The organism is Ureibacillus acetophenoni (assembly GCF_900220965.1).
GTDB classification, from domain to species: Bacteria; Bacillota; Bacilli; order Bacillales_A; family Planococcaceae; genus Ureibacillus; species Ureibacillus acetophenoni.
Genome location: NZ_OBQC01000004.1, coordinates 186,884 through 204,904 on the forward strand (window position 1 = coordinate 186,884; position 18,021 = coordinate 204,904).

General features: G+C 35.5%; 14 protein-coding genes and 1 riboswitch. Of the genes, 3 read left to right on the forward strand and 11 right to left on the reverse strand.

Features of this window, described 5'->3' with window-relative positions; genetic code table 11:
- Nucleotides 1-109: 109 nt before the first annotated feature.
- From CRO45_RS08130 to CRO45_RS08160, 7 genes are all read right to left on the reverse strand, one after another.
- The gene (locus CRO45_RS08130; RefSeq protein ID WP_097149165.1) at nucleotides 110-1,801 is read right to left on the reverse strand and encodes a glycerol-3-phosphate dehydrogenase/oxidase; all 1,692 of its coding nucleotides are present in this window, start codon (nucleotides 1,799-1,801) and stop codon (nucleotides 110-112) included.
- Between the two features lie 135 nt (nucleotides 1,802-1,936).
- The gene (locus CRO45_RS08135) at nucleotides 1,937-2,527 is read right to left on the reverse strand and encodes a glycerol-3-phosphate responsive antiterminator (protein ID WP_097149166.1); all 591 of its coding nucleotides are present in this window, start codon (nucleotides 2,525-2,527) and stop codon (nucleotides 1,937-1,939) included.
- A gap of 25 nt (nucleotides 2,528-2,552) precedes the next feature.
- The gene (gene glpK / locus CRO45_RS08140) at nucleotides 2,553-4,088 is read right to left on the reverse strand and encodes a glycerol kinase GlpK (RefSeq protein ID WP_097149167.1); all 1,536 of its coding nucleotides are present in this window, start codon (nucleotides 4,086-4,088) and stop codon (nucleotides 2,553-2,555) included.
- A 91-nt stretch (nucleotides 4,089-4,179) separates the two neighbouring features.
- Complete coding sequence (locus CRO45_RS08145) at nucleotides 4,180-5,226, reverse strand: hypothetical protein (protein WP_097149168.1); 1,047 nt, start codon at nucleotides 5,224-5,226, stop codon at nucleotides 4,180-4,182.
- A 945-nt stretch (nucleotides 5,227-6,171) separates the two neighbouring features.
- Nucleotides 6,172-6,450, reverse strand: coding sequence for a hypothetical protein (locus CRO45_RS08150; RefSeq protein WP_097149169.1), 279 nt, complete (start codon nucleotides 6,448-6,450; stop codon nucleotides 6,172-6,174).
- 380 nt (nucleotides 6,451-6,830) lie between these two features.
- Nucleotides 6,831-8,360 carry an AbgT family transporter gene (locus tag CRO45_RS08155; RefSeq protein WP_097149170.1) on the reverse strand — a complete coding sequence of 510 codons (1,530 nt, stop codon included), beginning with the start codon at nucleotides 8,358-8,360 and terminating at the stop codon, nucleotides 6,831-6,833.
- Complete coding sequence (locus CRO45_RS08160) at nucleotides 8,350-9,555, reverse strand: amidohydrolase (RefSeq protein ID WP_097149171.1); 1,206 nt, start codon at nucleotides 9,553-9,555, stop codon at nucleotides 8,350-8,352. Before CRO45_RS08160 ends, CRO45_RS08155 begins: the two co-directional genes overlap by 11 nt.
- A gap of 1,104 nt (nucleotides 9,556-10,659) precedes the next feature.
- Nucleotides 10,660-10,706, forward strand: a riboswitch (PreQ1 riboswitch).
- Nucleotides 10,707-10,831: 125 nt separating this feature from the next.
- On the opposite strand from CRO45_RS08160, the gene queF reads away from it, so the two are divergent.
- Together queF and CRO45_RS08170 are read left to right on the forward strand one after the other, a co-directional pair.
- Nucleotides 10,832-11,332 carry a preQ(1) synthase gene (queF, locus tag CRO45_RS08165; RefSeq protein WP_097149172.1) on the forward strand — a complete coding sequence of 167 codons (501 nt, stop codon included), beginning with the start codon at nucleotides 10,832-10,834 and terminating at the stop codon, nucleotides 11,330-11,332.
- Between the two features lie 45 nt (nucleotides 11,333-11,377).
- Nucleotides 11,378-11,917 (forward strand): VUT family protein, encoded by a 540-nt coding sequence (locus CRO45_RS08170; RefSeq protein ID WP_097149173.1) that lies wholly within the window; start codon nucleotides 11,378-11,380, stop codon nucleotides 11,915-11,917.
- A gap of 43 nt (nucleotides 11,918-11,960) precedes the next feature.
- Here the strand turns inward: CRO45_RS08170 and CRO45_RS08175 are convergent, their stop codons facing one another.
- The 3 genes from CRO45_RS08175 to CRO45_RS08185 form a co-directional block, all read right to left on the reverse strand.
- Nucleotides 11,961-12,617 carry a carboxymuconolactone decarboxylase family protein gene (locus tag CRO45_RS08175; RefSeq protein WP_097149174.1) on the reverse strand — a complete coding sequence of 219 codons (657 nt, stop codon included), beginning with the start codon at nucleotides 12,615-12,617 and terminating at the stop codon, nucleotides 11,961-11,963.
- A gap of 73 nt (nucleotides 12,618-12,690) precedes the next feature.
- A complete protein-coding gene (locus tag CRO45_RS08180; RefSeq protein ID WP_097149175.1) occupies nucleotides 12,691-14,070 on the reverse strand; it encodes an APC family permease in 1,380 nt (459 codons plus the stop codon).
- A 47-nt stretch (nucleotides 14,071-14,117) separates the two neighbouring features.
- Complete coding sequence (locus CRO45_RS08185) at nucleotides 14,118-15,329, reverse strand: MalY/PatB family protein (RefSeq protein ID WP_097149176.1); 1,212 nt, start codon at nucleotides 15,327-15,329, stop codon at nucleotides 14,118-14,120.
- A 182-nt stretch (nucleotides 15,330-15,511) separates the two neighbouring features.
- Here CRO45_RS08185 and CRO45_RS08190 point away from each other — a divergent pair, with 182 nt between their 5' ends.
- Entirely contained in the window at nucleotides 15,512-15,973 is a 462-nt protein-coding gene (locus CRO45_RS08190; RefSeq protein ID WP_097149177.1) for a MarR family winged helix-turn-helix transcriptional regulator, read from the forward strand.
- 206 nt (nucleotides 15,974-16,179) lie between these two features.
- Here CRO45_RS08190 and CRO45_RS08195 read toward each other — a convergent pair whose 3' ends face one another.
- Nucleotides 16,180-17,883 carry an asparagine synthase-related protein gene (locus CRO45_RS08195; protein WP_097149178.1) on the reverse strand — a complete coding sequence of 568 codons (1,704 nt, stop codon included), beginning with the start codon at nucleotides 17,881-17,883 and terminating at the stop codon, nucleotides 16,180-16,182.
- Nucleotides 17,884-18,021 lie beyond the last annotated feature (138 nt).

The window sequence follows — 18,021 nt, forward strand, 5'->3', positions numbered from 1 at the left end:
ATTATGAGTTTAATTGCATTAAGATTGGTCTCTCTTAGTCTCTAACCGACTCTTAATAGTATTCAGAAATTTCTGTATTATTGTATAACTTAATAGTATACCTCAACAATCAAATTGTCAATGAATTTTTATTATTCTCAACAATTGGATAAACGGAATCATTAATCAACTCATTTAACTCACTTTCGTAATCTTTTTTAGTTTGATAATTCCAATTAAATTCATCCCCCATGTAAGCGATCACGGCATCCTTATATTTCCTGACAAACTCAATATCAAACAACAAATAACCCGTTCGCCTAATAAAAAAGTCTGTCGGTTTAACAACCATTTCCTCTTCTATGCTATATTGAAGCATTGCAAACAAAACGATTGGTAAATTATACTCACTTGAACGATTATCAATATCTTTCACTTTGCTAAATAGCTTATTAACATTGGAGCCATACCGATTTACAAGCATAGCTGCCTGTTTTTCAGTAAGTCCTAGTTCTATCCCTTTCTTTATCATTTCGATTTTATATTCAAAAAACCCTTTTGACCCGCCTACATCACCACCAGAAATAGGAAGTTTCTTTGTTTGACAAGATTGATAAGTAACGTCCTTATTAATTTCTTTTAATCTACTGATTACATCATTTACAGCCATTTCTGCCATTTTACGATATCCGGTTAACTTCCCTCCCGCAATGGTAATTAAACCAGAATCAGAATGCCAAATCTCATCCTTCCTAGAAATTTCAGACATCCCTTTTTCATCTTCATAGATTAATGGACGAATTCCTACCCAACTCGACTCAATATGTTCGTTTGATAGATTAATACTTGGAAACATTTCGTTCATTGCATTTATAATATAATCTATATCGGCTTTGGTCATTTTAGGGTTCTCTAAAGCTGCTTCATATTTTGTATCTGTCGTACCAATATAGGTTTTACCCTCCCTTGGAATTGCTAATAACATCCTTCCATCAGGAGTGTCAAAATAAATAGATTGCTTTAATGGGAAATGTTTCTGGTCAATAACAAGATGAACACCTTTTGTATGTTGTATTTTTTTCCCTTTTTTCGATTGATCTTTTTCCCGCAAAAGGTCAACCCAAGGTCCGCTCGCATTCACAACCACACTTCCAAAAACTTGATATTTCTTTCCGGTAATTTGGTCGGTGACATGAACACCCGCTATATTATTATTCTCATATATATAACTATCCACTTTGGTATAATTTATGGCCTTTGCCCCATAATAATTTGCTTGTTTGATAACTTCCATCGTTAACCTAGCATCGTCCGTTCTATACTCAACATAGTCACCAGCCCCAACTAACCCTTTATCCTTTAGAAGTGGTTCTCTTTCTAAAGTCTCTTTTCTGTCCAGCATTTTCTTCTTTTCACTTCCAACGACTCCTGCTAGAAAATCATATAATCGCAACCCTAGTGAAGTCATAAATTTCCCATAAGTAGCACCCTTATAAATTGGCAGAATCATTCTTTCGGGAATCGTAACATGTGGACCATTCTCATAGACAATTTTACGTTCTTTGCCTACTTCAGATACCATTTTCACTTCAAACTGTTTTAAATATCGTAATCCTCCGTGAATCAGTTTCGAAGACCTACTGGAAGTGCCTGAAGCAAAGTCCTGCATTTCAAATACAACTGTTTTAAGACCACGTGTTGCCGCGTCAAGTGAGATCCCACATCCAGTAATCCCACCTCCTATTACAATAAGGTCAAATCTCTCATTACTAATCTCTTGTAAAATTTCTTCTCTGAAAAATGCTGAAAATGGATGACTCAATTCTTTCACTCCTTGTAATATAGAAAAGACCGCAACAAATAGAGATTAAATAGCTTAATCCACGATTTGTTGCGGTCTCTCTTCATCTCTGACACGCAATTTACATCTATTATTTTTTATTTTTAAAAGTTGTGGTTAATATGCATATTGCTGTTTAAAATCATATTCCCATAACTTTTTCTCACTTGTTGCAACTGCTGTAGCCCCGGCATCAAGGGCACTTATTGCCTGTGAGTATTCATTTATTAGTCCCCCTACTATTAAAGGACATTTGAGACTTGATGTAATCTTTTCAATCACTGTTGGCATAAGTCCTGGCATAACCACCATAAAATCAGGCTTACACTTTTCTACAAGATTTAATCCGGTTGTAATCGAGTGATTATCAAGAAGAAACATTTGTTGTGCCGCTAATATTCCATAAGATTTAATGTTACGGATTAAGGAGGTCCTAGTCGTTGAAATTGCATCCATCTTGGCATTTTCAACCAACCATTGTAATCCATGGACATCTTTGCTTATCCCATCTATTAAGTCAAAATGAAGGATTACATACTTTCCATGTTTTTTAGCAGCATTCGTTACTTCTACAACGGTTGACAAACTTCCTGTTTGTAAAAAAATAAATTCGTTTGAAGTATTCAAGGCAAGTGGCAAATCATCTAGATCTCTTATTGATTTTACAATACAACATTCACTTAATGTACGTAATATTTTTTCCTTCAACTTTTAACCTCCTAGATTGAACTCATTATCCAACTATGTTTACTTCTGTCTCCTCTTCTTCAATCTCTAGCTTTTTCGTCCATCCTCTGGTTAAATTAACAGCTGCCTTCCAGCCTTGATAATGTTTTCTTTGCTTTTCTTTCGACATTAAAGGATGGAAAACCTTTTCTATACTCCAATTTTTCTCAATTTCATTAGTATCGCTCCAATAGCCAACTCCAAGTCCAGCCAAATACGCTGCTCCTAATGCCGTCATTTCTGTAACTGTAGGACGCACAACAGGGATTCCTAGTATATCAGTCTGGAATTGACACAATAAATTATTCTTCACAGCTCCTCCATCAATTCTAAGCTCCGTTATAGCTATTTCCTTATTCTCTAAGACACAATTCAATATATCCTTTGTTTGGAAGGCCATTGCTTCAACACCTGCTCGAATTATGTGCTGATAAGTGGTTCCCCCTGTAATTCCTACAATAATTCCTCTAGCGTACATATCCCAATCAGGGGCAGAGAGTCCTGAAAATGCTGGTACTAGATAAACTCCCCCTGTATCTTCAATCTGATCTGCATACCATTCACTATCACTTGAACCATGGATCATTTTCGCTCCATCACGTAGCCACTGTATAGTAGAACCGCATGAAAACACAACGCCTTCCAAAGCATATGTTATTTTGTTATCCAATCCCCAGGCAATGGTTGTAGTTAATCCATCTAGATAATATGGTGTTTGCCCAGTATTCATGACAAATACTCCAGCTGTTCCAAATGTCTTTTTGGCCATCCCTGGTTTAAAACAAGCCTGACCGAATAACGCGGCTTGTTGATCGCCTGCATTCCCACGAATTGGTATACTTGCACCTAATATTGAACTATCAGTAACTCCAAAATCACCATTTGAAGGTTTCACTTCCGGCAGTAGACTCATTGGAACAGTAAATTCATTACATAACTCAACATCCCATTCTAAAGTTAAAATATTAAAAATCATGGTTCTGGCAGCATTCGAATAATCGGTAGTATGGGATTTTCCCTTCGTTAAATTCCAAATCAACCATGTATCAATTGTACCAAACAAAAGATCACCTTTATTTGCTTGATCTCTAGCATTAGGAACATTGTCTAAGATCCATGCTATTTTCGATGCGGAAAAATAGGGATCATTGATTAGACCCGTTTTTTGACGGATGACATCATTTAGTCCCATTTCCGTCCATTTTTCTATATAGGAGGCTGTTTGACGAGACGACCAAACAATAGCATTGTAAACAGGCTTTCCAGTATGTTTATCCCAAATTACTGTTGTTTCCCTCTGGTTTGTAATCCCGATTGAAACAATTTCGTTTATTGAAACTCCGCTATTATTAATTGCATCTTGAATAGTTTCAAGTTGACATTTCAAAATTTCCATTGGATTATGTTCAATCCAACCTGGATTAGGATAAATCTGTTTAAACTCCTTTGAACTTACTCCAACAATTTCACTATTTTTGTTAAATATAATTGTGCGAACTCCTGTAGTACCTGCATCTAACGCCATAACAAACCCTTTACCCATTAATATTCCTCCTTTATAAAATGTTGAATTTTATAGAATAATTCTACTTAACAGACATCTACTGAACCTAATGATATAAATATCCTCACGTCTAATTTAAAGATTTATGTTTTTCAGGTACCTTCATGAGATATTTAACTTTATTTCTTAAACTTTGAGCAACACTATAAGTAATTGCAATTACAATAATCAAGATTGGTATAAGATTTGTTTCTCCTGATACCCCTGTTAATGGGAAGACGGTTATAAAAAGAAATGAACCTATCATAATTCCCATCGCTGGAGGATCTACGTGACTATCTCCATATACGTGGAAGACTTTAGCTAATACATCAGATAAGAAAGCTGCAATAATTGCCCCTACAATCCCCCAATATATATTTCCGCCACTAGCAGCAACTGCATAGGCTGAAACAAGTGTAATATGATGAGTGACAGGGATATTAATTCCAAATTGTAAAAATAGTAATGAGGTTGCAGATATCCCAAATCCAAATAACACTGCTACTGATTCTGTAGCTGGATTTTGGAGTAATAGTTGCGTAACATATGCCGATAAGCCACCTGCTACAATCGCTACAAATACTTTTTCGGCTGGCGTTTTCATATAAGGTAACCATACTTCCTCAGAATGATGGCTAAATCGACCGCCTACATTTTCTATTTCTTTCGACACAGTCCCTATTAATCCTTTTAAATTTAAATCTGCATCAAATAAAAATTTAGTTAATAAAGCCATGATGAAAACTGTTAAAGCTACTGTATCAAGTGCATTTCCTGCAAAACTCGATATACCTAAGTTAACAAGGTATCCAAGAGTCCCGAATAGTCCCCCAACAGTAATGATATTTAGATTTTTTAGACTAAGTAAGCCTGTGGAAATATCTTTGCCCGATTCTAAGTAACCCATCTTTTTTGCAAATGCTGCAGCAGCAACACCACCTACAAATGAAATATTGGGTCCAAATACGACGCCAAACGCAACAGAACCAATAAAATCGAACTGTCCTCCTGCCATTGCCAACATCATCCCAAGCAGCAAAGTGACGCCACATAAGACAAATGAAGCTAAACCACCTATCATGGCTCCAAATGCTCCACCGCAGAATGTTAAAAAAAGCATCAACAGTACATCCATTACATTTCTCCCCCTATGAACTAGTTATTTTTTTCTCTACTCCTTAAAGCGCTTACATTTTTAGTGAACAGGTAATGGTTGATCTTAAGTGTCACTTCTAGTTTTACATAAATGGCAACTAATAGAAAAAACAAACAAAAAGTTTATCTCCCCTTTTTAAAACAAAAAACCCGCCCAAACACCACTCCATGACAGATCTTTCTTATGATCTGCATGTAATTAATGTTGGACGGGTTTCTCTTAATCTCTAACCCTTTTAAATTCTTTTCTTGTTATATCCATAATATCAGTTTCCAAAATAGTTGTAAATATATTTTTTCTAAAAATTCAAAAAATTTAAAGTGTACAGAAACATCCCTGTGTCCCCCATGAATTTTCTAGTATTGTGTTAAGGTTAACTGCTTACTACAGTCAATGCACAAATCTTTTGAACAATTACAATCCAATATAAAACGATTATGATCTAAAACGGAATATTTTTTTCCCCTGGAACGTACGACTATGCTGATATCGGCTTTGGAGGTGTTCCAGCAGAGGAAGTTCACCGTGTTTGCTTGACGATTCTTGGAGGTTCTACTGCCCACGTTATGACCTCAGATGAATTTACGGAGAAAGTGGGTCATGGGGACAGGTCTATCCCATGAAATCTGGGACGAGGGACTTGTCATCCCGCCCCACAGAACGCTCATCTTGTAACACACTTTCGCTTTGTTCTAGAAGGTAGTATGTTAATAACATCAATATAACCATCTCTTTCATGAACTGAATAATAAATAATGGAATTCAGCATTACATGGCTGCTTTTCCCATAGGTAATCCTTCTAAAACCTTTAAAGCTTCCACGTTCCACTGGTTTACTTATAAAAGGATTACTAGTCTGAGAAAAAATGCTGAATTTTATCTAGGCATAATTCAAATTCCTCGGTAAAGTGAATTTTAAATTGATTATTTTTTCCTTTTTGCATGACGTTTATCTTTCAACTCTGTAGCAGAGTATCGTTTCATACTTGGGTTATTTAAATATCTGGATAAAGATTCTTTTAGCTCGGTGTATTCCTCAATTTCTAGTGATAGATCCTCTTCTGCGGAATCATTTTGTGAATTTACATCATTATTTTCAATTTCAATGGAGACTAGCTTACCATCCACAACAAAAACTCCAGATTGTTTCCCATTTAGAGCATTAAATAATTCTTGTTTAGCGTGTTCACATAATGGATTCATTTGATATCACCTCATCTAAAATATCAAGCCAAAAATAACAGATACACTTTTCCCTAATATTTTCAAAAAAATGGATATTGGACTCACCTTGCTGAAAAACCGTCATCACAGCTGACGAAATACAAATACGACATATCTAAAGTTATGTGCAATTTGCACTTAACTTTAAATATGTCGTAGCAAAATTCTTCCAATTAATATAACTGCGATAAAAATTTTTGAATCACAATCAATTGGCTATTTTTACTAGAGCTAAAATTTCGTGATAGGAAATTTGACAGGATGTCTGCCTGAGACAGTAAAAAAATCTTATTCTCTCAATTTAGCATTTGTGAAAATTTGGTATGTGCGAGGAACATCTCCCCGCATCCACCAAACAATTAATTTAAATAAATCGGTCCTGCTGGTCCAACTGGTATTCCAAGTAAGAACCAAATAACGACGATTATAATCCAGAAGATTCCGAAGAACAACGTATATGGGAACAAGGCCGAGATTAATGTACCCAAACCGACATTTTTGTCGTACTTTTTCGCAAACGATAACAATAATACTAAGTATGGAAGCATCGGTGTAATTGGGTTCGTAATGGAATCCCCGATGCGGTAAAGAATTTGTGTGAACGCTGGGTGATAGTCAAGGAACATGAACATCGGTACGAAAATCGGCGCAAGAATTGCCCATTTGGCAGAGGCACTTCCAATTAAAAGGTTCACAAGAGCTACGAAAAGAATAAAGGCGATAAATAAAGGAATTCCCGTAAAGCCAACACTATTTAGGAAATCCGCGCCTTTGATCGCAATAATTGGACCTAGATTACTCGCTGCAAAGAAAGCAAGCATTTGTGCAGCGGCAAATACTAATACAATATAAGAACCCATCGTACTCATTGCTTTTCCAAGCATGTCGCCGAAGTCTTTTGACGTTTTAATCGTTTTTGCACCTAATCCATAAAATAACCCTGGAATAAAGAAAAAGATAGTTAATAAAGGTACAATTCCAGTAATTAAAGGAGAACCTTCAAGAATAGAACCTGTTTCAGGATTGCGTAGAATACCATTCTCAGGAATAACCAATGCTAAAATGATACCAAGGAACACAACAGTTGAAATACCAGCCCATCTTAAACCTCGTTTCTCGTCAGCTGTAATTTCATCTAATTGTTGAATTTCTCCAGTATACACACCGAAACGTGGAATCGTAAATTTGTGTGTTACCCAAACGGAAACAAATAATAAAAAGATTGCTGAAACTGCTAAGAAATAATAATTCATAGCTGGATTGGCTGTATAGTCAGGGTTGACAGTTTGTGCAGCGATTTCTGTAAAACCGGTTGCAAGCGTATCTGACATACCGATAATAAGGTTCGCAGCAAAGGCACCAAGTGTCGATGCATAAGCCACCACTAATCCAACCATCGGGTGATAACCAAACGCCATTAAAACGGTTGCTGCTAACGGAGGTAACACAATCGGACCTGCGTCACCTGCAGCATTACCAATAATCGCAATTAAAATAATACTCGGAATCAGCACTTTCTTCGGTGTTGAAGTAACAGCTTTCTTCATTAAGGTAGAGAAAAACCCACTTTGCTCAGCAAGTCCTACCCCAAGCATCATTACTAACACCATGCCAAGTGGCGGGAAATCAGTAAAGTTTTTCACCATCGTCGTTAAAAAATCTGCAAAGCTTGTACCAGTTAATAGGTTTTGCGCTTCTATTTTTTCACCAGTTACAGGGTGAACTGCAGAAACATTAAAGAAGCTTGTAATTGCAGAGACGACTAGAACTATTCCACACAAAATAAAAAATAGTACAATTGGATCTGGCAATTTATTCCCAGCATACTCAATCGAATCAAGCATTCGGTTAAAAAATGACTTTTTCTTTTTTCCGTTATCAATTGTCATTTTCACTTTCCACCTTGTCCTTAGTTAGTGTAAGTGCCATCAGAACATGGAACTTCACACCGTCTTTTAACGCTAATTCATCAATATCAAATTTCGGATGGTGGTGGGGATAAACCGCTCCTTTTCCATCAGTAAAACCAGCACCAATTAACACAAAACAGCCTGGTTTTTCGTCGCTAAATGCAGAGAAATCTTCTCCACCTAGCATGGGATCTACCCAATCTAACGTTTTGTCCGTGAAATTCTCTTCAATAATGGCCGCTACTTTGTCTGTTAAAGCTACGTCATTGACCACTGAATTATAGCCATATAGGTAATCCACTTTCGCTTGTGCACCGTTCGATTTCGCAATACCTTCTGCTAGTTCAGTAATACGCGTACGTACGGTTTCACGCACCTGCGCATCTAGTGTTCGAACCGATCCAGCAATTTTTACAGTGTCCGGAATAACATTGATCGCATTTCCCCCATGGAAATTCGTAACGGATACAACCGCAGACTGTAATGGAGCGACTGTTCTTGAAACAATGTGATTTAGACCTGTTACAATTTGAGCACCCGTAGCTAAAGGATCCACCGTAAGTTCAGGTGTGGACGCATGGCCTCCCTTACCTTGAACCGTAATTTCAAATACATCACTAGCAGCCGTTAAAGAGCCATGGCGAACACCGATTGTTCCGTATGGAATGGTAGAGAATAGATGTACACCTAATACATAATCCACCCCATCAAGAACACCTGCTGCAACCATTTCTCTTGCTCCCCCTGGCGGTAATTCTTCCGCATGTTGGAATAGAAAAACGATTTCACCACTTAAAGAATCTTTGAATTCACTTAAAATCTTTGCTGCACCTAATAGCATGGACGTATGACCATCATGACCACAAGCATGCATAATACCGTCATTTGCTGATGCAAACGGAAGCGCTGTTTCTTCATGAATAGGAAGGGCATCCATATCCGCACGAAGCGCAATGACCTTCCCTGGCTTCGTCCCTTTTAAACGTGCCATTACACTCGTTTTAGTAGGTTTTGATAATTCAAAACCTCCAAAACTAGTTAAAAGATCGTACACATATTGAGCTGTATTCACTTCTTCAAACGAAAGCTCTGGATGCTGATGTAAATAACGTCTCCATTCTATGACGTTCTGATTAACCTCGTCGATTTTTTGCAAAACATGATTGAATTCCATTTCCTAACCACACCCTTTAACGATTTAGTAAACTAAAGTAATCTATTAATTTATAATATGAAAATTCGACAAATTATTCAATTATAATTTTTTTAACAGACGGGACAGTAAAACACTATACTGTATCACTAAAACACATCTTATAACAGAAACAGTCTTGTCACCTTATTCATTACAACATTATATGGATAAATACAACGCAATACTAAGAAATGTAACAAGGTGAGATATAAGGAATACTTTTTTAAGATTTTGCGTCGATTCCTGTCGAATTTAATAGTAAAACATATGGATAAAATCATTAAATTTTACTCCATCTTTAAAATATCCTTAGGTAGCTACTCGATCCTAGGGTGAAAATGTTCGAAGGAAACGATTATCCATGTCCATTATGATGGGGCGAGATACCGGTCCCCTCGTCCCATACTTGGATTGCAATAGTAAAATAGACGGAAAATTTTCCGTTATCTAAAGAATTAGTACTATTCTAGGTAATATAAGAGGAGATTTGAGGCTGTCGATTAACTAGTACCGGATAAGAGTCTTTGTAGCCCGGTATAACTTAGTCTATTGAATGGAGTATCAATGCACAATGTTTGAAACTGGTAGCGGATCGAATTTGAGAAATGTGTATTAGTAAAATAACGGGAGAATTTACCGTTATCTATGGAATTAGGACATTTTTAAGGAAAATAAGAGTAAGTTTTCCTCTTATTTTAAGAAAACCACCTCATTTTCGCTTCTTTTAAGCAAATAAGGGTAATTTCTCCTTCTATTCAAGCAATTTTTCGGACTTTTCACTAAATAGAGGGAAATTCTCCTCTTATTTATTCGATGAGTGAGATTCTGCGGCTAAAGGTAGACCGAAATACCACTCAGTATAAGCAATATAGTGTATTTTATGTTCGTTCTCTAAAGTGGTAATGAGTTAATCGACAGTCTCAATTTTCCTCATATTCAGTGCCTATCCCTCGTCCTCCTTTTGTAACTTGTGGCCACGAAGTATCTACCTTGTCTCCCATGCCCTCCCTCATCTTCCAATCACCCTTGACTTTCCCCCTACGAATCTATAAGATTATACAGAAACGCATATACCCATCGAGAATGGAAGAGGTTCATAGCGGATACCCTCTATAAAAAACTATGGAAACATGACGATCCATGCCATGTCCATAATTGGACGTGGCATTTTATGTTTTTATCATTATTTTATAGATCAATGAACAGAACCTCTTCTTGAAAAGTGTTGGGAAACACATTTTTAGGAGGTTTTTTTATGTCTGGCAGAAGCCATGAAGAAGGTTTAAAAGATTTAACATTACTAGGAAATCAAGGTACAAAATATGCATTTAACTATGCACCTGAGGTATTAGAATCCGTAGATAATCTTCATTCGAATCGTGATTATTTCGTCAAATTCAATTGTCCAGAATTTACGAGTTTATGTCCATTAACGAACCAACCGGATTTCGCAACGATGTATATTTCCTACATCCCGGATAAAAAAATTGTGGAAAGTAAATCGCTAAAGCTCTACTTATTTAGTTTTAGAAATCACGGGGATTTCCATGAAGACTGTGTAAACATCATCATGAACGATCTAATTCAATTATTAGACCCAAGATACATTGAAGTTTGGGGGAAATTTACGCCACGCGGAGGAATTTCAATCGACCCTTGGTGCAACTACGGAAAACCTGGAACGAAATATGAGGAAATGGCGAATTACCGTTTAATGAATCATGATTTAAACCCAGAAAAAATCGATAATCGTTAATAATTTAGGGGATTCGCTAGTCCTCCCAATTAAAGGAGTCTTCATATGAGAATTTTGTTTTACTTACTATCCATCGTCATTGCAAATGTCGTAACGGCTAAATTTGCCCCGTTAAACCTTGGCATATTCATTGTCCCAATGGGAACGTTGTTAATCGGAGCAACCTTCATCTTAAGGGATCTTGTACAAAATAAATACGGGCGTAAAAAGACATATTTATTTATTTTTTCAGCGTTAATATTATCCGCATTAGTTTCGTTTATGTTAGGAGATACATTATTGGTGGTAGCTGCATCTGCAATTTCATTTGTAGTTTCAGAAACAGCCGATACAGAAATTTACTCACGCTTAAAACTTCCGATGGCTTGGAGAGTTTTCTACAGTGGTATCGTTGGAGGACTCTTGGATTCTGTAATATTTGTTGTGATTGGTTTAAGCCCTCTAGGTGCAAATATTCTACCTTGGGAAGCAATCCCAGCGGCTATTACTGGGCAAGTAATTGTAAAAACAATTATCCAGCTGCTTGGTGCTTTAGTGTTGAAACAAGTATTTAGTAATGAAGAAAAGCGTTCTACGTTTGCATAAAAGAAGAGGGGACGGTGCCTGTCTCCTCGTCCCCTCTTCATTATTAAAAGTCATAAGCATTTAACGCATTAACACTATGTGCAAGAGCTGAACCTGCCTTCAATGCGGTGGACACAAAAATGGCTTCTACTAATTCTTCCCGTGAAATCCCTAATTTCTTTGCATTTTTCGTATGGATTTCAATACAATACGGACAGCCTGTTACATGGGCAACAGCAATTGCAATTAACTCTTTATCTTTTCCACTGATCAGTCCAGGCTTCATTGCTTCCCTATCAAATTGATTAAAGGAACGGAATCCGTCTGGACTAATTTCAGCAAATTCTTTAAATCTTGTCATATTGGACTTTTTGTAAAGTTCCTCATTATTTTCTCCATCAAATGCTTGTAATGCATTCAGGCCGTGAGCCATTGCAGACCCCGCCTTTAATGCAGTAGCAACCATAATTGCTTCTGCCATTTCTTCCTTTGAAGCTTCTAATCTTTTGTAAGCATTCACGTGTGCCTCTATACAATACGGACAACCAGTAACATGAGCAACTGCCACAGCAATTAACTCTTTAACTTTTTTAGAAATAAGCCCCTCAGAAAGAGCCAACTTATCAAATTCTGCGAATGCTTTAAATGTGTCGGGTGCAAGCTTGCTTAGTTCTGATAATCTACTTATATTGGATTTTTGGTATAAACTATCTTGTGTCATTACATTTCCTCCAAATTATTATTTTTAATAGTAATGAAAACGATTATAATTGTATTTTAAAATCGTAATTTTCTTAAACTTCTTCATAGCTTATTTCCATATTAACTTTGCCTGATTTATCTCTCCAAATCGCATATAAGGTAGCTAAAATGAAAATGACAATGTTTCCAATAATCAACGTTGTGTTTAGTTCCCTAAATAATAAGTAAACCTGAAGAGCATTTGATCCAGTTGCCACAATACTTAGAATCCAGAGGTTTGTTTTTGAAGTTTTAAATTTTGACTTATTCCATAAGTCTGGAACGACCTTTGGCAATCTTACCGTTGCTATTGCTATGATTAGCCATAATACGTTATTAAGGATTAATGCAAAACTAGCAATTCCACTTATATTCCAACCTGTAATAATGGGTATTAGGCCAACGAAGTAAAAGATTGTTAACAATACATGTGGAGTTTTAAACCTGTCATTAATAGCTCCAAGTTGTTTAGGAAGCCATCCATCAATACTAGCTTGTAGTACTGGCTTCGTTACCCAACCTAATGTTGCATTTAATGTAGTTGCTAAGGCAAACATTGCCCCACCAACGATAAAGAATACAAATAATGGATAAGGTAAAACTTCAAGGGCGACATGAGTTAAAGGTTGATTGGCAACTTGACTAATAGGTAATACACCCGCAGCAACAGTCGCCATAAAGGCATAGATTAGTGCCACTGAGACAGTAGATACTATTAGTACAAATGGTATATCTTTTGTTGGATTTTTCGCTTCAGCTCCCAAATTCACGATAACATTGGCTCCACCTGTCGCAAATGTTAACAAAGCAGCAGCTGTAAATATTCCCATCATTCCTGAAGGCATAAAATCTGCGCCGGAAAAATAGCCAGGCTGAATTTGAGGCATACCATATACAATGAATACGGTTAATGCAATCGCCATTGTTATTACCATGAAATTTTGTATTTTGGCTGCTTCTTTTACCCCAAATAAATTGGCTAAATAAAATATGGTTAGAACTGCTACAGAAACTAAGGTTGAATTTAGTCCAGGAACAAGTGCTAAGAAATAATCAGCAAAAGATAATGCATACATCGCTATGGCAATGTTAGTGATTATAAATATAATTGTATAGAACCCAGCAAAACGCTTTCCAACTAGTAATGCTCCTGCTGTATAAAATCCACCCCTCATCCGAATCGTTCCACTAACAATAATCTGAGTTATAGACATCAAAACTACCAATAGAGCTGCAACCATAAACGCAATGTTTACAGACTTACCAGTCATGGCAATTGCAGCCCCAGTTAATGCAAAGATCCCAGCCCCGATAATTTGTCCAACGGCAATGGACATTAAGTCTCCTCTGCCAAGTACTCTTTTTAAATCTTTAGTTGAAGTATTTTTTTGTTCTATCACTGGAGTAGTTACTGTCTTAATTTTTTCTACCATACACATTCCCCCTCGAATGACCCTTTTATTTATTGGATATACAACTTTTAAGATTTTAATAGAATTTCAGATTCAACATCTTGGAATTGTAAGGAAATCCTTTCAAGTGCTTCTTTTATGATAGGTCTAGGTGACGGAATACAAATTCTTTGAAAACCTTCTCCTTCTTCTCCAAACAATTCGCCATCTTCAAGTACAACATTTGCTTTATTATAAATCCGATCATGTACCTCTTTAGATGAAAGTCCATATCCTCTAAAGTCCAACCACATTACGTAGGTTCCTTCAGGAATAGATACTTTAACTGTCGGCAGATTTTTGGCAAAGAAGTTTTTTACATATTCCATTGTTTCATCTAGATATTCTTTTAACTGTTCTAACCAATCTGCTCCTTCATTGTAAGCAGCTATTAATGCAGAAACTGTAAACGGTGATGGTAAATGCATTCCCATTGCTTCACTGAAGATTTTCCTTATATCCGGGTTGGAAATAACTACATTTGTACAATGTAGACCAGCAACATTAAAAGTTTTGTTGATTGCGGTGCAAGTGAGAATATGGTCTGTATTGTTTGCCACTTTTGCAATTGGATAAAAAGTTTGGTTTTTGCGAATCAAATCTCCATGAATTTCGTCTGCAACAATAAGGACATTATGTTCTTCACAAATATCTGAAAGCCTTTTCAATTCTTCTTGAGTGAAAATTCTTCCTGCTGGATTATGTGGATTACATAGTATGAACATTGTAGTCGTTTCTTCTTTAGCTTTTGACTCAAAATCTTCAAAGTCAATCGTGTAATTTCCTTCTGAATCACATTTTAGTGCATTATTTTGAACAACTCTTCCATTTCCTTCTACGGCCGCTGTGAACGGTGGATAGACCGGGCGTTGAATAATAACTCCATCACCAGGTTTTGTCAAAGCCTTTACCGCTACATTTAAGGCATGGACTGTGCCAGGACTGTAGACAATTTCTTCCCTACTGATTTTCCAATCATGTCTTTTTTTAAACCAATGTTGAATAGATTCATAGTATTCATCTGGGAAAACAGAATATCCAAAGATCCGATGGTCCACTGTTTTATGCAATGCATCGATAATAGGCTGAGGTACAGGCAAATCCATATCAGCAGTAAATAAAGGAATGGTCTCACTATCATATCTTTCTGTAAAGCCGATCGCTTTAATTAATTCCCCACCATCCCACTTCAACGAATAGGTATTACGGCGATTGACAATTTCATCAAAATTATATTTCACTTTCTTCCTCCCCCTTTAGGTAATAATCTTTATGAAAAATAGTTTAGCACCTTAACTATTATCGGTCAACAGAAAATTCAGAAAATTTAAAAAAGACGTAAGATACTGATGGCAAATCTTGTAATTAGTTATGTTATAATATTAGTAACCAAATAGTAAAAGATGATTGAAGGTGAAAATTATTGAAAAGAGATGAAATTATTTTTCAGCTGATGGACTCTATTTACGAAGTTTCTCGTGTTACTAGTTTATATGAAAGTGTACCAAGGAAGTATGGTACGGATGATGAACTGTACATGGTTGAGGCGCATACCATTAATTTAATTGGAGAAAGGGTAAAAACAAATACCTCAGAGCTTGCCGAACTTACTAAAAAAACAAAAGGCGCTATTTCCCAAATGGTCAATAAACTTAAAAAGAAAGATTTAGTAATAAAATATAAAAACCCTACTGATAGTCGTGAAATCATTATAGAATTATCCGAAAAAGGCAAACAAGTTTTTGAATATCATAAAGAGCTAGATAAAATAGAATATACAAAAATATTAAATCAACTAGACGAATTTACAACAGAGGATTTAAGTAAATTTATAAAGATTTCTTCCATAATTAGTAATAGTACTAAGAAATCGTTAGTTGAATAAATTCTTCTTCGTTTGCTTCTTCATACTTTTCCAATTCCTCCTACTAACGCAACTGTTAAATATTCCCTAAGTAGTTTTATGTTAACATATTCACTCCAAAAAAACTATTAGAATAATTAAAATATCCTAGTTGGTTAGTAGATTTGTCATAGATTTAAAGTTTCGGCAAACTAAAAACCCCTTTCAATAGTTGAAAGAGGTTGGATTCATTTTTTGTATGATATTTCATAAGGTTTGGAGTTTTCATTCAGTTTGTTCATTCTACTTAATTTGTATTTTCTCTTCGGTCCCTTGAATAGTAAATTATCCTCAATATATATAGCCAATAAATAAACGTGAATAATTCTTCCTAATAATTCAAATGAAAGATCCTCTTGTAAGGTCCCTTTTTTAATAAATCCCTTTTCGATACAATATTCTATCGCTTCAGTCGTAATGGATAACTTTCGTAAGTCATTTTCTATTGACCATGTTTCTTTGTTCTCTACAAAAAGATTTTTATTTAAAAATTTTCTACCTAACATTCTACATGCTCTTTTAAAATACTCAACTATTTGCATAAAGGTATCTCTTATTAAATAAGGTGTTTCTGAAGACGCTGTTGTCCCATAAAAAGTTGGCACACGAGCAATTTTTTTAGATGCCTTTGTTGTAATTTCACGCATTGAAAAATTAAAGAATCTTTTCCTGCGTGGAAGATGATATGAATATCTTACTAGTTCAAGTTCCCAAAGAGGGGCGTACGAGGGAATAATATCCGATAACGTACCATAATCTATTTTATTTTCATCTCCATAAATATTAAATCCAAAAGAGTCATAGGATTGTGTATTTATTGCTTTCGAAAACTTACTAAACTCGTTAATCATTTTTTCTCTCAATTGTTTATGCAAAGATTCTAATGAGTCACCGAAGGGAATAACGTTACTCGTATTTTGTATTCGATGATCATAGTATCTAGGGATATTGGTCGATTTCCTATTATAGAATGGTAAGTCCAGCGTCCAATCCCAATCTTTATGCACATCTCCTCCATCACCTGTGATATAACATTCATACCCCTTATTACTACGGTCAATGATAAATGAATTCATTCGAACAAATCCATCTTTTAAAAAAGGAACAATACCTTGTGAGAAGTAAAATAAAGATAGAATAAAATCATCACTAATTTCAGGTTTTTTTATTCTTAAAATTTCAATCTTGCGTCCAACTGCTTCAGCAACCTTTTGTGAATAGATAATATCTTTATGCTTTTCATTATCTCCACTTATAAACGGTTTTACTGTTAGATAGTCATTTATGCACGCAAATATAAGCCTACTATCATATCCACCTGTTAAGGACATTGTTACTTTTAAATCCGATAAAGAGTATGCCATTTCTTTAAAAAATTCATTGACATCCTTAATGGAAGTATCTTCGTCAATATCACCGATGCCTTTATCTTTAATAAGTAATCCCCCGTCGTCACATATATAATATTTTGTGGACTCTGTAAGTCTAATATCATTTAGTAGTGTTTTCCCAAAATATGTATCACCTAATGTGAAAAATTCACATAAAGCATCTAAATTAAAGTCTACTTTCGTTTTTTCTTTAATCACTTCAAGGTAATTTGTTCCTATCAACTTTTTTCCTATATAAAAGGTACGCATATTACTATTATCAGTAAATAAAACAATTCTTCCATTTGGATGTAAGATGACGAGACAGAAGGAACCAAAAATCTCAATGAATGGTATTTTATTTTGGACTTCATATATTTTTGAAAGATGTTCTACAGTTTCCTTCCCAGCCTTTTTTCCACGCATCCAAATAATACCTGAGTAATAATATTTATATCCATTGATCTCAATACATTCAAAATTATTAATATTAATAATTCCTTCTTCGTAAGAAATAAGCATAAATTGATCTCCTTTTTAAGATTTTCCTTTACCATGAATGTAAAAGTTGCAACCCCGAGAAAAGAAGTGAATATATGATATTTTTCATTAAAACCCAATATATGTCATGTTCGTTACTTTTATGTAATATTTTGTTAA